16 protein-coding genes are annotated in these 17798 nt (G+C 51.5%); 2 read left to right on the top strand and 14 right to left on the bottom strand.

What is annotated here, in order from left to right:
- Positions 1-257, top strand: a 257-nt coding sequence (locus FEM54_RS06485) for an adenylyl-sulfate kinase (RefSeq protein WP_138450078.1), incomplete at its 5' end; no start/stop codon positions are given.
- A gap of 107 nt (positions 258-364) precedes the next feature.
- Here the strand turns inward: FEM54_RS06485 and FEM54_RS06480 are convergent.
- The 14 genes from FEM54_RS06480 to FEM54_RS06415 all read right to left on the bottom strand — a co-directional run bounded on the left by FEM54_RS06480 (position 365) and on the right by FEM54_RS06415 (position 16699).
- On the bottom strand, positions 365-1420 hold the full coding sequence (locus FEM54_RS06480) for an NAD-dependent epimerase/dehydratase family protein (RefSeq protein ID WP_138450076.1): 1056 nt from the start codon (positions 1418-1420) through the stop codon (positions 365-367).
- Positions 1421-1449: 29 nt separating this feature from the next.
- On the bottom strand, positions 1450-2949 hold the full coding sequence (locus FEM54_RS06475; RefSeq protein WP_138450075.1) for an alginate O-acetyltransferase AlgX-related protein: 1500 nt from the start codon (positions 2947-2949) through the stop codon (positions 1450-1452).
- Positions 2950-2952: 3 nt separating this feature from the next.
- On the bottom strand, positions 2953-4380 hold the full coding sequence (locus FEM54_RS06470; RefSeq protein ID WP_138450073.1) for an MBOAT family O-acyltransferase: 1428 nt from the start codon (positions 4378-4380) through the stop codon (positions 2953-2955).
- A 72-nt stretch (positions 4381-4452) separates the two neighbouring features.
- Positions 4453-6285 carry a rhamnan synthesis F family protein gene (locus tag FEM54_RS06465; protein ID WP_138450071.1) on the bottom strand — a complete coding sequence of 611 codons (1833 nt, stop codon included), beginning with the start codon at positions 6283-6285 and terminating at the stop codon, positions 4453-4455.
- Positions 6286-6390: 105 nt separating this feature from the next.
- Positions 6391-6795 carry a hypothetical protein gene (locus FEM54_RS06460; RefSeq protein ID WP_138450069.1) on the bottom strand — a complete coding sequence of 135 codons (405 nt, stop codon included), beginning with the start codon at positions 6793-6795 and terminating at the stop codon, positions 6391-6393.
- Positions 6785-8335, bottom strand: a complete 1551-nt coding sequence (locus tag FEM54_RS06455) for a rhamnan synthesis F family protein (RefSeq protein ID WP_138450067.1) — start codon at positions 8333-8335, stop codon at positions 6785-6787. Before FEM54_RS06455 ends, FEM54_RS06460 begins: the two co-directional genes overlap by 11 nt.
- 13 nt (positions 8336-8348) lie before the next feature.
- Positions 8349-9767 (bottom strand): sulfotransferase family protein, encoded by a 1419-nt coding sequence (locus FEM54_RS06450; RefSeq protein WP_138450065.1) that lies wholly within the window; start codon positions 9765-9767, stop codon positions 8349-8351.
- A 2-nt stretch (positions 9768-9769) separates the two neighbouring features.
- The gene (locus FEM54_RS06445; protein WP_240792718.1) at positions 9770-11140 is read right to left on the bottom strand and encodes an ABC transporter ATP-binding protein; all 1371 of its coding nucleotides are present in this window, start codon (positions 11138-11140) and stop codon (positions 9770-9772) included.
- 10 nt (positions 11141-11150) lie between these two features.
- Entirely contained in the window at positions 11151-12020 is an 870-nt protein-coding gene (locus FEM54_RS06440) for an ABC transporter permease (protein ID WP_240792717.1), read from the bottom strand.
- Positions 12021-12095: 75 nt separating this feature from the next.
- Positions 12096-12641 (bottom strand): dTDP-4-dehydrorhamnose 3,5-epimerase, encoded by a 546-nt coding sequence (gene rfbC, locus FEM54_RS06435; RefSeq protein ID WP_138450061.1) that lies wholly within the window; start codon positions 12639-12641, stop codon positions 12096-12098.
- 228 nt (positions 12642-12869) lie between these two features.
- The gene (gene rfbA / locus FEM54_RS06430; protein ID WP_138450058.1) at positions 12870-13754 is read right to left on the bottom strand and encodes a glucose-1-phosphate thymidylyltransferase RfbA; all 885 of its coding nucleotides are present in this window, start codon (positions 13752-13754) and stop codon (positions 12870-12872) included.
- A 2-nt stretch (positions 13755-13756) separates the two neighbouring features.
- Positions 13757-14653 (bottom strand): dTDP-4-dehydrorhamnose reductase, encoded by an 897-nt coding sequence (gene rfbD, locus FEM54_RS06425; protein ID WP_138450057.1) that lies wholly within the window; start codon positions 14651-14653, stop codon positions 13757-13759.
- A complete protein-coding gene (gene rfbB, locus FEM54_RS06420) occupies positions 14650-15720 on the bottom strand; it encodes a dTDP-glucose 4,6-dehydratase (RefSeq protein ID WP_138450055.1) in 1071 nt (356 codons plus the stop codon). Before rfbB ends, rfbD begins: the two co-directional genes overlap by 4 nt.
- Before the next feature lie 4 nt (positions 15721-15724).
- Entirely contained in the window at positions 15725-16699 is a 975-nt protein-coding gene (locus FEM54_RS06415) for a glycosyltransferase family 2 protein (protein WP_138450079.1), read from the bottom strand.
- A 558-nt stretch (positions 16700-17257) separates the two neighbouring features.
- Between FEM54_RS06415 and FEM54_RS06410 the strand changes: the two genes are divergently transcribed.
- Positions 17258-17798, top strand: a 541-nt coding sequence (locus FEM54_RS06410; RefSeq protein ID WP_138450053.1) for an FAD/NAD(P)-binding protein, incomplete at its 3' end; no start/stop codon positions are given.

The following is a 17798-nucleotide window of genomic DNA, read 5'->3' as shown; positions in this document are numbered from 1 at the left end:
CGCTGGCGAAGAGTGTCATTGGCGATAAAAACTTTATTGAAGTATTCATCGATACGCCTCTGACTGAGTGTGAACGACGCGACCCCAAAGGTTTGTATAGAAAAGCCAGGGAAGGATTAATAAAGAACTTTACAGGAATTGATTCCGCGTATGAATCACCTGTCAATCCACACGTAAGAGTCAATACACTGGAAGAAGATCTGGATTCCACTGTTGCGCGCATCATTGATATGTTGGACGCAGAACTAACTAACTAACTAACTAACTAACTAACGCCGCTTGGTTATATAGCAACTGCACAGCGTACTCAATATTACAGGGGAGGATGATCACTCGATCACCCTCCCCTTTACGTCAAGACGTCTTAGCGTTTGCCGGTGTCAATCCAGTTGCACAAAATGCGCACACCTTCTCCAACCATTACGTTTGGAGTCCACTCAAGTACCTGCTTGCTCTCCTCAATCGTGCACGATGCGTGACGAACGTCACCGTGGCGATACGCCCCAGTGATATGAGGTGCAGGAGCGCCGTAGTGATCAGCAATGATCTGAGCCAACTTGGCGACGCTGGTGGCTTCACCCGAACCGACATCATAAGGTTCACGTGTGCCTTCAGTGTGCAAAGTCGCTGCGAAGATCGCGTTCGCCACATCGTCGATAAATACGAAGTCACGAATGATTTCACCGTCTTCATACACTGGAATGCTTTTGCCATCTTTCGCCATCTGAGCGAAAAGCGAGACGATGCCGGTGTAAGGGTTGGACAATGATTGGCCTGGACCATACACATTCTGCAACCGCAGCATGACTGGGGTTACACCCAATGCCAAACACCAGGAGCTGAGAATATGCTCTTGCGCAAGTTTGGTAGAACCATACACGCTGGTAGGGTCTGGGCGAGTAGTGTGCGAGTTGAAAGGCAGCGTTTTCAGGCCCTCAAAATCCCACTCCGCACGCTCCAGTTGCTCACGTGAACGCTGGCCTGGGTAAACCAGCGAGCCATCAGCGGCCTTCCATGCGCCTTCACCGTAAACAGCACGGCTGGAGGTCAACACGATACGTTTAGGCAGTGCTTCATGACGCACTAGCGCGTCAAGCATCTGAGTAGTCCCGGTTACGTTAACGTGCGCGTGGCGGCTCGCTTCCATCAGTGACTGGCCAGTACCTGTCTCAGCCGCCAGGTGAATGACTACGTCAGGAGCAAAATCTTTTAAAACAACATCCCAGTCTTCAGGAGAGGTAACGTCGCCTTTGACAAACTCTACACGCGAGTCCAGCGCCGCTGGACGCTCGGCGGTAGGGTGGACCTGAGGGTGAAGATTATCGAATGCAACCACTCGGCTGAACGTCTCAGCCAACAGGGGCGACAGCGCACACCCGATGAAGCCCGCACCGCCGGTAACTAGACATGTTTTGCTCATAAAAACGCTCCTGATTCAATTCAAAAAAACTACTTTGCTTCCTGCACAGCCATAAAGTATGCGTTCAGTTTCAGCTGAACTGCACTTTCCAGATTTACCAGACTTATGCTGTTGGAATCCATCACCGCAGGAAAACTAAAAAACAGTTCGTTCTCACCCTGCGCATATCGCTCAAAAAGACCAACGGGCTGACCACCACTCATGACCTGAACCTTAAGCGCTCCAGGCGCAGAAGCCGTCAACATTACCCGAAGCGTTCGCTGCCCCTTTGAATTTTCCGACCATGATACAGTGGCCGGCGTTGTTAAATCTATCGGTCCATGCGCCGTCAGACTGCCAGGATTATTGGACCCCTCTACATGCGCCCCTCCTGCAACAGCCTGGTCATACGCATTGGCAGAGTTCCACATATAACCGTCGGTCAGAATATTATCCAGGTGACGCTCGGTCATCACATACAACACCACATCTGGCTTGTACTTCGCGACGAGTGCGGGAACGTTGGGCGCGTTTCGTTGATCATCTATATTGTGACGAACTTGAATAGTTTCGTAGAACGCGGACTGCAAGTAAGCGGATAAAGAGTCGCCCATCGAGTCGCGCAGAACCAGTGCCCTGAGTTTGTTAGTTGCCGAATCATTTCGCGTATTGCGCGGCAAATCAAGAAGCCCAGTAAGCGTACTCCCAGGCACCACGCGGCTGCTGCCATCGTCAGACCAAATACTAAAGTCAGGCAGTGGCTGTTTTAAATTCGGCATGGTCCAGGGGTTCGGTTTCGGCAAGTTGATCATTGCCAAAAACTCGCTGCCGTAATTTGGATTAACTACTGCGCCGTTGATGTCGGGTACATACAGGCCCTGAAGTTTCGGGTCCATGGCGCCGAGCGAATGTGCGGTTTCCTTCCAGGCAGCCCACGCACCAAAGTCAGTCCAGTGGCTGTTGAATGGCGAATAGGTATCTGCCGTCGATCGCGCTTCGCGCAACGCTGGCCTGAGGTCAATCAACGGCAGCTTTTGCGGAAATGCCAGGAGCTGATCGAAGATGTGAGGACCTACATGGCCCTGCGACCACTGCGGGAGCTTATCGGGGTAAATCGACCACTTTGCGGGCGCCACCAGGAAAAGCATCGGAATATGGCGACTGGCCAGCCACTGTTTCTGGCCGCCGATGGAATAATTCCACGCGTCCAAGTCGTTACTGTTGTAGTACCGACGGCCCAGGGCCTGGGCCATATTGTTATTAAAATTGTCGCCCAGAAATACCCAACCGTCTGTGCCGACGACAGCGATTGCACGGTTATTGGTAGTGCCCAGGGAAAACAGAAAACTTGAATACCACTCCACCGCCTTGTTCCAGAGCGGCGTCGTGCGTCGGATCCCGTCCCTCTGATTCAGCCATTCGCTTGGGTGATTCATCACCAGCTTCATCGCGGGGATAAATTGCGGCGAGCAGATGACCGCGATGCCGGGCGCACAAAGCGCCAGCATAAAAACAGTGATAATTATTCTTGACGTAAATAGTGAGCGCATAAATTAAAACCGAAAGTAAAGGAACGGACTGTAAGCACCAGAAAGAACTTTCATGCTCGCCAGTAAAAACAGAACACTCAATCCACACACACCCGCGACCAGTCGCTGATTCGAAGAAAGACGGCCACGGACCCACGCATACAGTGGAAAACTGAGAACCAGGCCACAGGCGATTGCCAGCCCCAGAGCCGTGCTCATGTACTCCGCCACCACATAGTTTTCTGGCCCTGTCCGAAGATTCAGCATCAAGGCAATCATATGAAACGCGTGGTCAAAGGTCTCGGAGCGAAACAGCACCCATCCGAACACTACAACCGCCAGGGTATAGATCCACCGCACAAACACGGGAATCCCTCGGTCCTCGAACTTCGTGAAGCGCTCTATAACAATGAATAGACCGTGCCAAAGCCCCCACGCTACAAATGTCCAGGAGGCGCCGTGCCACAAACCGGTGAGAATAAAGACCGCCATCAAATTCACGTACGTGCGAACCGAGCCCAAACGGTTGCCGCCCAACGGCACGTAAACATAATCACGAAACCAACCAGACAACGTCATGTGCCAACGGCGCCAAAAATCACGTATCGACGTGGATTTGTACGGATAGTTGAAGTTTTCCGGAAAGCGGAACCCCATCATCAACCCCATGCCGATGGCCATGTCCGAGTAGGCTGAAAAATCAAAGTAAATCTGCAGCGAGTAAGTGATCGCCCCCAACCATGCAGTTCCGAAATTCAACTCTGAGGCGGGCAGCGAAAAGATTGCATCGGCCGTCACCGCGAAGGTGTCCGCCAGCAGTACTTTTTTGCCGAAGCCGATGACGAATCGAGTAATCCCCTCCACGACCATATCCGGGTTAATCGAGCGATCGGGCAATTCAGACGCGATATCCCGGTAACGAACAATCGGCCCGGCGATAAGTTGCGGAAACAAAGACTTGAACGTACCAAATATCAACAAACTTTTGGTCGCCTGAATCGTACCCCGGTAAACATCGACCAAATAGCTGATACCCTGGAACACGAAAAAGCTGATACCCAACGGTAACGCAACCGATATTAACGGAACCGCCGAAGGATGGTCCAACTTGGCAGCGATCAGATTAATATTTTCCGTGATAAAACCCACGTACTTAAAGTACCCTAACACTGACAAGTTAAAGAACATGCCCACGATCAGCAGCACTCTCGCCGTGGGGCTTGATTGCTTCCCGTCCGTCACCTCTCTGAATCGATCAATCAAATAACCAATGGAAAAGTTTCCGACGATTGCGGCCACCAATATCCACAGCCCCTTGGCATCGCCGAGGTAGTAAAAGAATAAACTAGCCACCAATATTAGAATATTTCTAAAATGGTGCCCCACTAGTTTGTAGGCGATTAAAAACACCGGCAAAAAAAGAAAAATGAATAAGTAAGAACTAAAAACCATGCTTGTACTTCCAACTGGCGACGGCCCTGAAGCCACATTAGGTGAGCAGTGTGTCTGACACCTTCCAAACATCTAGCCTTTTTTCAAGGCCCATCGGTATAACCTTCTCAATCTGAACGCCACTCTGGGATACCGAAAGAACAGCGATCGTTTTAGAGAAAATATAACACCACCTGTCAATTGCGCAGCCTTAGCCACTTGCATTTGTTCACGTAGACTTCCCGTGGAGAAGCAGCTTGAAAGTGCTTGCAATTTATATTCAAGTTTGACGTAGTTTTTTGAAGCCTGCTTGGGAGTCAAAATGCACCGACTCAAATAGCCTGCGTCCTGCGCGCAATAGGTCACCAAACGTTCCAGCACATGCGGAAGGTCACCATCACCATAGTGTTTTTCATCAAAATCAGCCCACGTCCAACGGTGCTCAAATATTTTCCTGAGCGCCGTTGGGCGGAACCAGAACATCGATCCATAGGTTGCAATAGGCGTTTCATGGTCGAGGTCAACACCAATTCCAAGCTGACGGGCCACTGTCACCGCCCGTGCTCTATTCGAAAACCAGCCGTGCCCCAATGTTGGATAACCTATATGGACGACCGGCGGCATTGCAACGCCAACCCATGGTTCATTCTCAAACAGACTAAATACATTTTTTACGTAGGCGCGGCTTGCCAGTAAATTGTCGAAAAGATGGCGCTTGAACATGGATGCCTTGGACCAGCCGTCCTGTGGCGATTTTTTGCTGTGCACCCTACAAATCAGATCATAATTTCCGCCGAGAACAATGTCACGGCAAGTAATAAGCAGCGCAGACGTATCCCGCCCAAAATTAGACTCACACACCAACACCGTACAACTCAAAAAACCGGCCTGTAAAAAAAATCGTTCGATACAGTGCTTTTTCTCTTCTGTATCGGTGGTCACATATAAAGAAAACGGCTCGGGAATATTATTGATACTGGCAAACATTTCATCCAGCATGTCGAGATAATAAACATGCGCAATAACAGCCGTTTTGATGGGTGCCGTGTGTTCAGGAGGCTCGTCGACATGCACATCCGACAGCACACTGAGCTGTTCCAGATTAGAGTAAAGCGTGCGCAAGGGCGTTGTGCGTATCAGATTCTTCCAAATAAGACTGACGTCGTAATCGGACGTATCGCGCACTAGATCCAATGCGCGCTTCACGTCAATTGCTTCACTCTCCAAGTACGCCGGATCATGAAAGAATGGACGGCGCTTCAATATAGGCGAGCGACGCTCGATTGTTAGGTCTATCTCGGAAAATACGGGGTGTGCAGTATTATAGTTGCGCGGATCTATATGAACCAGAAAGCGAAAGCCCAGATCACTGAAGTGCTTCGTGAACCTGGCTTCGTGCTTTAAAATAGATTCCTCATAAGAATTGATCATCGGCATCTCCGACCAATACTTATAAAACGCCTCCGATTCAATCAGCTTTTTGCGCACCGCAATAAAATGGGACTGGATATGAAATGGCAGTGTTCCGTTTCCGGTGAACGGATTAGGCGATACTTCTGCGTGAGCGGACACGCCCCAGAAATCAACGTCCGCACTTTCCATCTGACCGAACAGTTCAGAGAACGGAAAGATGGGACCGTAAAACGTATAATTTAAAAAAATCGCCTCATCGTACTGCCGGATATTATTCCAGCCAAAGGCCTCAATAGACTCTTTGTAAGCCCACACATCAAATCCGACATTTTTGCGGACATGCAAAACATCAATCAGCGGCTTTATTTTTTCTAGCGAATCCGCAGACACTTCAGAATTCGACACAAAAAATATAGTCTCAACCTGTGCGCGGAGCATGCGAAGCTTGTAGAGGACGTAATCGTCCACCACGCCATCGCTATCATAAAACAGGTAAAAAGCAACTCTGCGCATTTTCAGTTAAATTCCGTTACACACATTCATGTTAACAACACTCATTTCTCCACGCTTAAACTCGGATGGCGACACGACGTTTCGTGTCGCCATCCGCTTGCACACCTAGCCTCTACTCATTCGCAGCAGCGAGCGAAGGCGGCCGACGACTCTCTGACGCAACGGAACATTAGCTCGGTCAACCCACAACAACTTCGTAGACAGATCAGCATTGCCCATGATCGAGTTAAACTTTTGTTGCAATATCTGAGCCTGATTCAGGGCGCCCATTTTGTCACGGAAAGATGCACCCGGCATGAACGTCGCCAACTTGTCATGCAACTCCCGCGATTGATCCAGCCACTCCACCGGCTCGATCCATATGTTATCTGTTCGGCGATGATCATCAATACGATTGCTCAAGTCTCGAGCAATGCCCAACCAATGAAGCTGCCACTGAATATTGCCGTTCGGCAGTAACGCAGCGAGCTTCTGCAACTTGTATTCAAGTTTCGTGTAGTTAATGCCCACCGACTCTCTGTTGATCACCGAGCGAATTGAAGTCTGACCATTTGAATGGATAACTCGCAATTTTCCGGACGGCTTTTGGCCGAAACCAAAACATAGTGCCGTAGGGCGCTATCGGCGTGGCATCATCGAAGGCCGTGGTAATACCAAGCTTTTTTGCCCACTGAGTAGCGGGTTCACGGTTTTCAAACCACGCGTGCCCCAGCGTAGGATAAGCAATGTGTACGACGGGCGGAAATACCATGCCCAGTGTATCGTTTTTATCAAACAGGTTGATCAGGTTCTTGATATAGCCCGGGGTGTAGAGCAAATTGTCAAACATATGCTGCTTGAACAGCAGCGCCATGTTATGTCCATTTTGCGGGGACTTTTTAGAGTGAATCCTGCACAGATAGTCGTATTCGTCGGACAGCAGGACATCGCGCAGCGTCATAAACAGCGCGCCCATGTCCCGACCACGATTCTGTTCAACTACACGCACGCAGACTTTATTGATATTGTATTTAACAACGGCCAGTTCAATATTTTTCTTTTTCTGTTCATCACTGGTCGTGATATACAAATCATACGCGTACGGAATATTTTTTACATACTCCATAGTCTCTTCGAGCATGTCGTCATAATACAAATGCGCGAGCACAGCGATTTTGTGAGATTTTTCAATCTTAATCTCAGCATCGTGCTCCGGCAGCACTTCCAACAAATCAACGTTTGTATGAAGTGTCCGCGGCTGGGTACTACGTACTACGTTTTGCCAGATCAGCGAGGTGTCGTAACCACTGTCCTCAACCTGTCGCATTACCCCACGCAGGGTCATCGCGTTCTGCTCGAGGAAAATCGGGTCGTGGAAAAACGGACGACGCTTGAGAATCGGGCAGCGGTTCTCGAACATCAACTCAATGCTTTGGAAGGCCGAGTATTCTGTTGGGTAGTCTTCCGGGGGGAACGTAACGTCAAAACTGAAGCCGCGGTCACTGAAGTGCTTTGTAAATCTCGACTCATGCTGAAGAATAGAGTCCACGTAAGAGTAAATCATCGGCATGTTGCGCCAATATTGCTTGAACTCTTCGGAGGTGAACATACTCTTGCGCACTGCTATCCAGTGCGAGTTGAGATGGAGCGGCAATTCATCGCGACCCGTAAACGGGTTCGGCACCATGGCTTTGTGAGCGGTGATGCCCCAAAAATCACAGTCTTGTGCGTCCATTTTTTCGAACGTTTCAGAAAATGGGAAGATCGGTCCGAAGAACGTATAGTTCATCAGAATCAACTCGTCATACTCTTCCAGCTTCTCGAGACCGAATACTTCCATGGCCTCCTTGTATCCCCATACATCGAAGCCGACGTTTTCACGAACGTAAACAGTGTCTACCACCGCTTCCAGCTTGGCTCTCGACTCGCTGGTCAGCGGGGAGTTCGACACCACAAAAATGGTATCAATACTTTCTTTAAGCGCACTTAATTTATGAGTGACGTAATCGTCAACTTGACCCTGCTCATCATAAAAAAGATAGAATAAAACACGCTTCATAACATCACCCATTAAAACTCATCAATTAATTTTTATTGGAAGTGGTGAAGAGCCGTCGTAGCAGCCACTTTTTACTTCCGGCAAGAGAAACCAGCGTGGCATAGCTTGATTGCAACTCAAGTAACGCACTGCTCACTTTTTTCTCTTCAATCCTTGCCACGTCCAGCTCACCTGTTCGCTTGTTCAATGCTGCAGTCAATGCCTCCCTTTCACGCTGCGCGGTCGCGACTTCGTCTTTTGCATGCCCAAGTGCAAACGTTAGTTCTTCCAACTCAGCCTGGTGAGTCAAAATCAGTGCTTCTTTTTGTTTCCTCAGCTCACTCAGTTCGACGGCATGAGTGTTCGCCAGTTCTTCACCTTGACGCCTAAGCTCATCCACTTCGGACTGATGGCGCAGGCGTGCCGCTTCGCTTTCACTGCGCAGCGTATCCAACTCTGATTTTTGCGAATAAAACACTTCGCTGTGGTAACGCCTTAATTCATTCAGCTCAGTCTGCTGAGAGAAAAATACAGTGTTGTGATGATTCCGCAGCTCATCCAATTCGGACTGTTGTATAGACATCATGCTGACTTGCTCAGTCGCAGCCTTGTGGATCAGGTCCTGCATCGGGCGTTGAAAGAAGGCGAAGACAGCCGAGAATTCCGAGTAAAGCGACTTGAGTGCGGACCAATAGTCGCCCTTCATTTCATTGCACGTGATGTATACATTCTCTGCCAGCGACAACTCCGTCTCCGGCACCCTTTCAGCCGGACAATGCCTGTGATGGCGATTTTCAGCCCCCAGGTAATCGTCAACGTGGGGCTTGGCGGCAGTTGAAGATATCGGCCACTGGATCGACAACTCATGCGCGATGCGATCGATATGAAACTCCCAATCATTTAATAATTGGTCGTAGGTGATCAGCGCCCGCGACAGTCCTCGCGTGTGTTTTTCGGCTTCAAAAAAATACTCAAGCCACAAGATCTTCGTGTGTTCCGGAGACCATTGATCCTCGCCTACCATTCGGGCGACGGACCGCACCACCTCTTCGGGGTGGCGCGTGACCAACAGCACACGAAGCTTGATGTCCAGTGATTCGAGTACTCTGATCCACAGCGGCACGAGCCGGCACATTCTGGGCTCTTTAATCACCCAGATCGTTTTGTCAAAGTAGTCGCGCTTGACCAATGCTTTGAGGTCGCGCTGTGCCTCTAGCGTTTGCGGCAGATCCAGCCATCCTTCAGGCATTTCAGCGATGTCATACCAGTTACGCCCCATCGCCTTGAGAAGCCGTTCATGAATGGCCAGGGCATCAGCACTTTCGAAAAAGCCTTTAGGGTTCGGTTTGGCTGCAGGCAATAACTTATCTGAGAGCGAGGCACCGTGCAGATTCAGCACACGTGTGACGGCCGACGTACCGCTGCGAGGCATGCCTAATACTAAAATTGCTGTGGAATCAGCCATAATCACGCACCCGAAGTGTCAGTCAATGAAAGTTCCAGTTCAGGCGGTAAGACCAGGTCGGTCAGGCCCGTAAACAAACGCTCAGGATTGGGCAAAACCCTGAACATATCGACGTCTATCAGCCTCGCCGCAAACTGCTCTTGCCCATCGATATGCGCCAGTACGCCAGCGTTCAGAAAATACACCGCTGGCAGCAGCTGGCAGGTAAACGCAAACGTCGCCTTTACACTCGCGCCTTTTGCGATGCTTTCAACCGCTTCTCGAGGCGTTGAGCTGACGGCGCCGCCGATCTCAAGGCCGGAGGTGGTTCTAATCATCATCCCAAATCGAACTTTAAAGGCGGGCATTGTGAACTTGGCTTCGTAAACGAAGTTATAAACCTCACCCTCCCTTAGAACGTTGACCCTGCGCCCGTCGACCGTCTCAATGTGTGCGTCATTGATGAGAACACCGTTGGCGGCATAGCTGATAGTGCTCTGTGGCACCATGCCATCTTCGTAATATGCCTCTTCTTCAACTGCCAACCCGTTTCGAGCACTGGCCACCAACTTGGTATCGACCTTGTCGGCATCCGTCACAAACTTGTCCGTTAAAATGGTCTCTTCGCTCGACGCTTTTAATTCCTCGCGCAAGCGCGCGACTGAATCGGCCGGCGCGTAGATCAGCTTGTGATACTTGGACACCACCAGCTTGGGTCCGCCTTGCGCAATCAGTTCGCCCTGGTCCAGCAGAATGGCACGATCACACAGTTCAGTTACGATACCTGCGGAATGTGAGACAAACAAAATCGTCGACCCCGAATCTCTTAAATTCTGGATGCGAGCAAAACACTTGCGCTGGAACGCTTCGTCTCCGACCGCCAGTGCCTCGTCGACAATCAGCACGTCAGGCTGCACGTTGATGGCCACCGCAAATGCCAGCCGAACGTACATGCCACTTGAGTAGCTTTTGACGGGCTGCTCAATGAATTCGCCGATGTCAGCGAATTCCGCAATCGTATCAAAACGCGAATCGATTTCTTCCTTGCTCAGTCCCAGCACGGAACCGTTCAAATAGACGTTTTCACGACCGGTGAAATCAGGGTTGAAGCCAGCACCCAACTCCAGCAGTGCCGCGATGCGCCCGTTGACCTGAACAGAGCCCTGTGTCGGAAAGAGTGTCCCGCATATTAATTGCAGTAACGTGGATTTGCCTGAGCCGTTGCGCCCGACAATCCCGAACGTTTCCCCGCGCTTGACGTCGAAGCTGATGTTCTTGAGGGCGTGAAACTCTTTATACCACTTATGCTTTTCGCTCGCGGGAGAGAGCATCTGAAACAGCCTGTGGTGAGGCTTTTCATACACCGGAAAAACTTTCGTTAAATCACTTACCACTACAGCCAAATCAGAGCACATCGCCAAAGCCTCTACGAGTCGCCGAAAACCATGTATATCCAATCAGCGCAAATACAGTACTGGCTAACGCGTAGATAGCGAGCCCCGACCAATCCGGCATGCCATTCCACAATGCAACAATCCGGGCCTGATCAATAATAAATGTCAACGGATTAGACACGAAAATAAAACGATACTCCTCAGGCACCGCGCTGGCCGGCACGACGGCTGAAGAGGTAAACAGCAACGCCGTTGACAGGACGCCTGTGATTTGATTGATATCACGCAGGTAGACGCCAAGTGCGGAGAGAAACCATCCCACCCCGAGCATCAAGATGGTCAGCGGAAACAGAACAAACGGCAGTAACAACGTCCCCCAGGAAAACGCGTGATCCACCACCAACCGCAGAACGATGAGGACGATCACATTCATTAACGTGTGAAACAGCGCAGACGCCACCATGGGCCATGGAAGAATTTCCAAAGGAAATATGACTTTCTTGACGTAACTGACGTTACTGGTGATAAGCGAAGGCGCTCGATTGAACGACTCTGCAAAAAAACTATGAACAATCAGGCCCACAAACAAAATTATTGCAAAACTGTCTTGAGTCCCGGGGGGTTGCGGCCACCGACTATTGAGAATACTTCCGAATGCAAACGCATAGACACACAACATCAGAAACGGGCTCAGTATCGACCAAAAGAGACCGAAGCTTGCTCCTCTGTATCGTCCTAAAACTTCGCGCTTGCTTAGCTCAAAAATCAGCGACCGATTGCGAATAACCGAATACGCCGGTGCCAATAGCCACGTTTTTAAATTCTTTATAAACCGGGCCATACCGACTCCAAAAAAGTTAATTAATGCCAGCAGACTCACCTGTCCCAGTCGAGCTGGGCATGATGTCACTCGACATCATGCTCTTGAGTCCGCCAGCCCTGTAGTCACTTACTCTCAGAACGTTTTGGCGTCTTTTAACAAGCGGCCTTCCTGGTCCTTTTTCGACAACAGTGGCTCAAAGCCCTCAGGCCTTTGGATGCCAATTTCCGGATCATCCCAGGCAATGCACCCTTCACACTCAGGTGCGTAGTAATTGGTTGTCTTGTAGAGGAATTCCGCGGTATCGGTCAGGGTGAGGAAACCGTGCGCAAAACCCGCGGGAATCCACAGCTGCCGTTTGTTCTCGGCCGACAGAACTTCACCCACCCAGCGCCCGAAGGTCGGCGAGTCAGCACGAATGTCCACGGCCACATCGAACACCGCACCTTCAATAACGCGCACCAACTTGCCCTGCGCCTTGGGGTTCAGTTGATAGTGCAACCCTCTCAGGACGTTTTTGGTTGATCGGCTGTGGTTGTCTTGCAGGAACTCGATGTCGAGCCCTGTCGCCTTTTTGAAATGATCAGCGTTGAAACTTTCAAAAAAGAAACCCCTTTCGTCGCCGAACACCTTCGGTTCGAACAAAATAACTTCGGGAATTGCCAATTTAGTTGAATTCACGAGCGCTCCATTACTTTCTGTTTGGGTGGCGTTGACTGCTACCCGCTGGCATCGCGATTGTCGGCAACCACCACAGGGGAGACAGCACGGATGCTGAATGGCCCGTCGCGGCGTTCGCACGGCTGTCAATCGGTTTGGCATACCCAGCGGGTAGAATCCGAAAAAAAACCAAGGCCTTATCAGGGCCTTGGGTTCAACGCCTGATAGTTCAGGCGCCTGTGGCTCGCATCAATAAATAGTCTCGCGCAGCAAGCGCTGGAGATATTGACCGTAACCATTCTTCATCAACGGAACAGCCAGTTTTTCCAGCTGTGCAGCGTCGATCCAACCCTGGCGATAAGCGATCTCTTCAGGGCAGGCCACCTTGAGACCCTGGCGGTGCTCAAGTGTTGCAATGAAATGACTGGCTTCAAGCAATGAGTCATGAGTACCGGTATCGAGCCAGGCATAACCGCGGCCCATGATTTCTACCGACAGCTCACCTTGCTCCATGTAGACGCGATTGAGATCAGTGATCTCCAGCTCGCCACGCGGCGATGGCTTGATGCTTTTGGCGATGTCTACAACTTGCTGATCATAGAAGTACAGGCCGGTAACAGCGTAGTTTGACTTGGGCTGAGCCGGCTTTTCTTCAAGGCTGATGGCTTTGCCGTCACGATCAAACTCTACGACTCCATAACGCTCGGGGTCATTCACGTGATAGGCAAAAACGCTTGCGCCTTCCTGACGTACCGTTGCGCTGTGCAACAGTTCGTTGAAATGATGCCCATGGTAGATGTTATCGCCCAGCACCAACGCCGATGGGTCATTACCGATAAAATCTTCACCAATAATGAACGCTTGGGCCAAACCATCCGGAGAGGCTTGAACAGCATAAGAAATGTTCAAACCCCAGTTGCTGCCATCGCCCAGCAACTGTTCGAAACGCGGAGTATCCTGCGGTGTAGAAATGATCAGAATATCGCGAATACCCGCTAGCATCAGTGTCGTCAGCGGGTAGTAAATCATTGGCTTGTCATACACCGGCAACAGCTGCTTGGAGATAGCCAGTGTCGCTGGGTGAAGACGCGTGCCCGAGCCGCCGGCCAGGATGATCCCTTTACGTTTAAGCATGTTCATTTCTCTAGTGTTTCCATCAGCATCCGTGCCACACCGGATTGCCATTCTGGCAAGCACAATGAGAAGGCATTTTGCAGTTTTTGGGTGTTCAATCTGGAGTTGTTAGGACGTTTGGCGGGAGTAGGATAAGCCTCAGTCGCTATCGCGCCAACTTGCGCAGGAGCGACTTTAAGTTCCACGCCAGCTGCTTGGGCCTGTTCAAGCACAAAGCGCGCGTAACGGCACCATGTAGTCTCTCCTCCAGCCGCAAGATGATAAATCCCACCAAGTTCTGGTTGAAGCCTCATTGCACGAATGCTGTGCGCCGTCACATCAGCCAACAGATCAGCACCGGTCGGGGTGCCGAATTGATCGTCGATCACGTTCAGGCTGTCACGCTCCGTGGCCAGGCGCAGCATCGTCTTGGCGAAGTTATTACCTCGAGCTGCATAGACCCAACTGGTGCGGAAAATCAGGTGTGCGCAACCGCTGTCCTGAATCGCTTGCTCGCCTTGAAGCTTGGTAGTGCCGTAGACACTCAGCGGCCCCACTGAGTCGCTCTCCTGCCAAGGCGTATCACCATTGCCAGCGAACACATAGTCAGTGGAATAGTGCACCAACAAGGCATTGAGCTTGAGGGCCTCGGCTGCCAATACCGCGGGAGCTTCTGCGTTGACGCGCAGTGCCTGGGCGGGCTCACTTTCGGCCTTGTCGACGGCGGTGTAAGCCGCCGCGTTGACGATGACGTCAGGCGCAAACCGCTGCACGGTCGCCGCCAGGCCCTCAAGATCGTTCAGGTCACCACAGTAGTCCTGGCTTTTGGAATCCAGCGCCAGGACTTGGCCCAATGGCGCCAGGCTGCGCTGAAGTTCCCAGCCGACCTGACCATTTTTACCCAGCAGTAGAATCTTCATGCCGAACGCTCAGTGTAGTTTTTCTCAACCCATTCACGGTAAGCGCCGGACTGGATGTTGCTCACCCAGTCTTGATTATCCAGGTACCAATGAACGGTTTTGCGAATACCCGTCTCAAAGGTTTCCGCCGGTTTCCAGCCCAATTCGCGCTCAAGCTTGCGAGCGTCGATAGCGTAACGACGGTCGTGGCCAGGACGATCCGTCACGTACGCGATTTGTTCGTTGTACGGTTTGCCATCCGCGCGAGGGCGCAACTCATCAAGCAAGGCGCAAACGATGTGCACGATGTCGAGGTTAGGCTTTTCGTTCCAGCCGCCCACGTTATAGACCTCACCCACAGTACCGGCTTCCAGCACTCGGCGGATGGCGCTGCAGTGGTCTTTTACGTACAGCCAGTCACGAATTTGCTGGCCGTCGCCGTACACCGGCAGCGCTTTGCCAGCCAGTGCGTTGACGATCATCAGCGGAATCAGTTTTTCCGGGAAATGGTAAGGACCATAGTTGTTCGAGCAATTGGTCGTCAGCACCGGCAGACCATAGGTATGGTGATAGGCACGGACCAAATGGTCGCTCGCGGCCTTGCTCGCCGAGTAAGGGCTGTTTGGCTCGTACTGGTGAGTTTCGGTAAACGCCGGATCGTCCTTGGCCAGGGAGCCGTAGACTTCGTCAGTCGAAACATGCAGGAAGCGGAAGGATTGCTGGGCATCGGCATCCAGACCTTTCCAGTAGGTACGCACTGCTTCCAACAGACGGAAGGTACCAACGACGTTCGTCTCGATGAAGTCTTCCGGGCCATGAATGGAGCGGTCGACGTGCGACTCGGCAGCGAAGTTCAGGATCGCGCGCGGCTGGTGCTCTGCGAGCAAGCGCTGGACCAGTTGAGTATCGGCGATATCGCCCTGTACGAACACATGGCGCTTGTCACCCTCGATCGAGCTGAGGTTCTCCAGGTTGCCGGCATACGTCAGCTTATCCAGGTTAATGACCGGCTCATCTGTCTGAGCTACCCAGTCCAATACAAAGTTTGCACCGATAAAGCCCGCACCGCCGGTTACTAAGATAGTCATTGAGTCAGATCTTTTTCAGTAATGTTGCAAAAATTAGCCCGAGGTTCCCCATGAACGTCTGCCGATACAAACCGGCGGACCAGAACCCCAGCACTCGTCTAAATAACGTTTGACTGCGTGCACCTTTAAAGCGCGCAAGCGTCGTTCGATGTTCTTCACAAAGACGATGCTCCATAGCTTCGAGGGCACGAATGTTCTGTTCGTTCCACTCGTAAAAACGTCCTTGAAAGATCATCCGCAGCCGAACCAGGCGTGCTGCCCAGCTGGAGTTGCTGCCAATCAGATTTTCATCATGCTGGCGGTACTGCATTCTAGGTTTGGGATCGTAGCGTACGACGCCTCCCGCCCCCGTAACGAGTTGATACGCCCACCAATCATGGGACGGAACTACTACATCCGGGCCAGCCTCGATGAGGAGTTCACGAGCAGCCTGATTGAAAACCATAGTATTTCCGCCCGCGATGCTTTGAACGAGCGCATTCGAGAAGTGCGGAGGCAGAGAAAAAAGTGGTGAGAAACCGAGTGCAACCCCCGATTCACTGACCAACTGCGTGCGACCACAATAAAGCGCCGGTACATCCGAAGGCTGGCTCTGAAGCCACTCAACGGCTACCTGCAGCTTCTCATCATTCCAGATATCGTCCTGATCACACCAGGCAAAATAATCTGCCTGGATATCGGCACGACACGTAAGCGAGAGAAAATTGGCGACAAAGCCTTTTTGAGGGCCGGGTACCACTCTTAACCGGTCGCTACCCCAACGATTGCAGTACGCCTGAAAAATCCTGGATGCGCCATCTTTGGAGTCGTCATCGGAAATGACCAGGGACCAATTGCGATGACTCTGCCGTTCAATGGAGTCGAGCTGGTCCGCAAGGAAAGCTTCACCATTGTATGAGCACATCAATACCGCGACGTTTGCCAGGCAAACATCGTTCGGCAGAGCATTGGAAAGGCTACGCGATGCGAAAACAGACACAATATCCCTATGCGAACGTACGACATATCCTGCAGGGAGGTAGGATACAGGCCACAATAAGGTCGGAATTATTACAGTATTGGCCTGTAAGATCAATCTTACGCGTGACCAATGGTCGACCGCCTTACGTCCACCAAAGCGCTCTACCATGAGGCGTTGCACCTCTAACGTGCACTGTGCAATTTTTGCTTGATCAGCCGACAGCTTCAGTTCAAGGCCGACAACCGCAGCACGCTCAAGTTCCAACACCACCCCAACTTGTCAGACGGCTGATTGCAACCCATTGCACCACAAGCTCCAAACCTGCCCCACTCACAGCCGGTCAACGACACAACAGGCATAATGCGCGACACTTCAACCGTGAATACCGACTGATCTATATCAACGAACACTGAATAGCCAAAGTTGAGTACTGGATGACGAACCCGATCCACTTCATCATCCCGCTTACAACAAACCCTCGATCGTTCCTACAAACACTCACCGGCTCTGATTCAAAAAGAGCAATAGAACTACTTTGTCAATTGAAATATGAGCGGCGTTGAAACTGGAGCTGGAATGAATACCAAGACCCTCGCGATTATCGGCGCAGGCTTCTGCGGCTCGACGCTGGCCGTGCACCTGTTGCGCCACCCGCCGGTTGCTGCGATGAAAATCCTGTTGATCAGCCGGCCGGGCAGCATGGCTCGGGGTGTCGCATACAGCACTCAGGCCCGTGCGCATGTGCTCAATGTGCCGGCAGGCCGGATGAATGCGCTGGCCGGTGAAGACGATAGCTTTTATGACTACGTAAAACGCAGCCATCCCGACGCCACTCCTGCGCTCTTCGCAGAGCGGCGCCTTTACGGTGATTACCTGCAGGCGCTGCTGCAACAGGCATCCGACAACGCGGCGCCCGGCTGCCAATTGCAGGAAGTGATTGGGGAAGTGGTCAAGATAATCCCTCAGCCAAACGCTCAGGGTGGCCTGCTGTTGATGGATAACGGCGAACATCTGCAGGCCGACGCCATCGTTTTGAGCATTGGCAGTTGTGCACGCCAAGCGCCTTCCATTGCTCCCGAATATCGACCGTTCTATGAAAGCCCAGGCTATGTACACG

It is taken from the genome of Pseudomonas edaphica (assembly GCF_005863185.1).
In the GTDB taxonomy this organism is placed as follows: Bacteria; Pseudomonadota; Gammaproteobacteria; order Pseudomonadales; family Pseudomonadaceae; genus Aquipseudomonas; species Aquipseudomonas edaphica.
This window is presented reverse-complemented; position numbering and strand designations above follow the sequence as displayed.

Bases quoted from the DNA above. Each gene is read 5' to 3' on its own strand.
- FEM54_RS06480 (WP_138450076.1), bottom strand. From the start codon at position 1,420: ATGAGCAAAACATGTCTAGTTACCGGCGGTGCGGGCTTCATCGGGTGT.
- FEM54_RS06475 (WP_138450075.1), bottom strand. From the start codon at position 2,949: ATGCGCTCACTATTTACGTCAAGAATAATTATCACTGTTTTTATGCTG.
- FEM54_RS06470 (WP_138450073.1), bottom strand. From the start codon at position 4,380: ATGGTTTTTAGTTCTTACTTATTCATTTTTCTTTTTTTGCCGGTGTTT.
- FEM54_RS06465 (WP_138450071.1), bottom strand. From the start codon at position 6,285: ATGCGCAGAGTTGCTTTTTACCTGTTTTATGATAGCGATGGCGTGGTG.
- FEM54_RS06455 (WP_138450067.1), bottom strand. From the start codon at position 8,335: ATGGGTGATGTTATGAAGCGTGTTTTATTCTATCTTTTTTATGATGAG.
- FEM54_RS06450 (WP_138450065.1), bottom strand. From the start codon at position 9,767: ATGGCTGATTCCACAGCAATTTTAGTATTAGGCATGCCTCGCAGCGGT.
- rfbA (WP_138450058.1), bottom strand. From the start codon at position 13,754: ATGCTTAAACGTAAAGGGATCATCCTGGCCGGCGGCTCGGGCACGCGT.
- rfbD (WP_138450057.1), bottom strand. From the start codon at position 14,653: ATGAAGATTCTACTGCTGGGTAAAAATGGTCAGGTCGGCTGGGAACTT.
- rfbB (WP_138450055.1), bottom strand. From the start codon at position 15,720: ATGACTATCTTAGTAACCGGCGGTGCGGGCTTTATCGGTGCAAACTTT.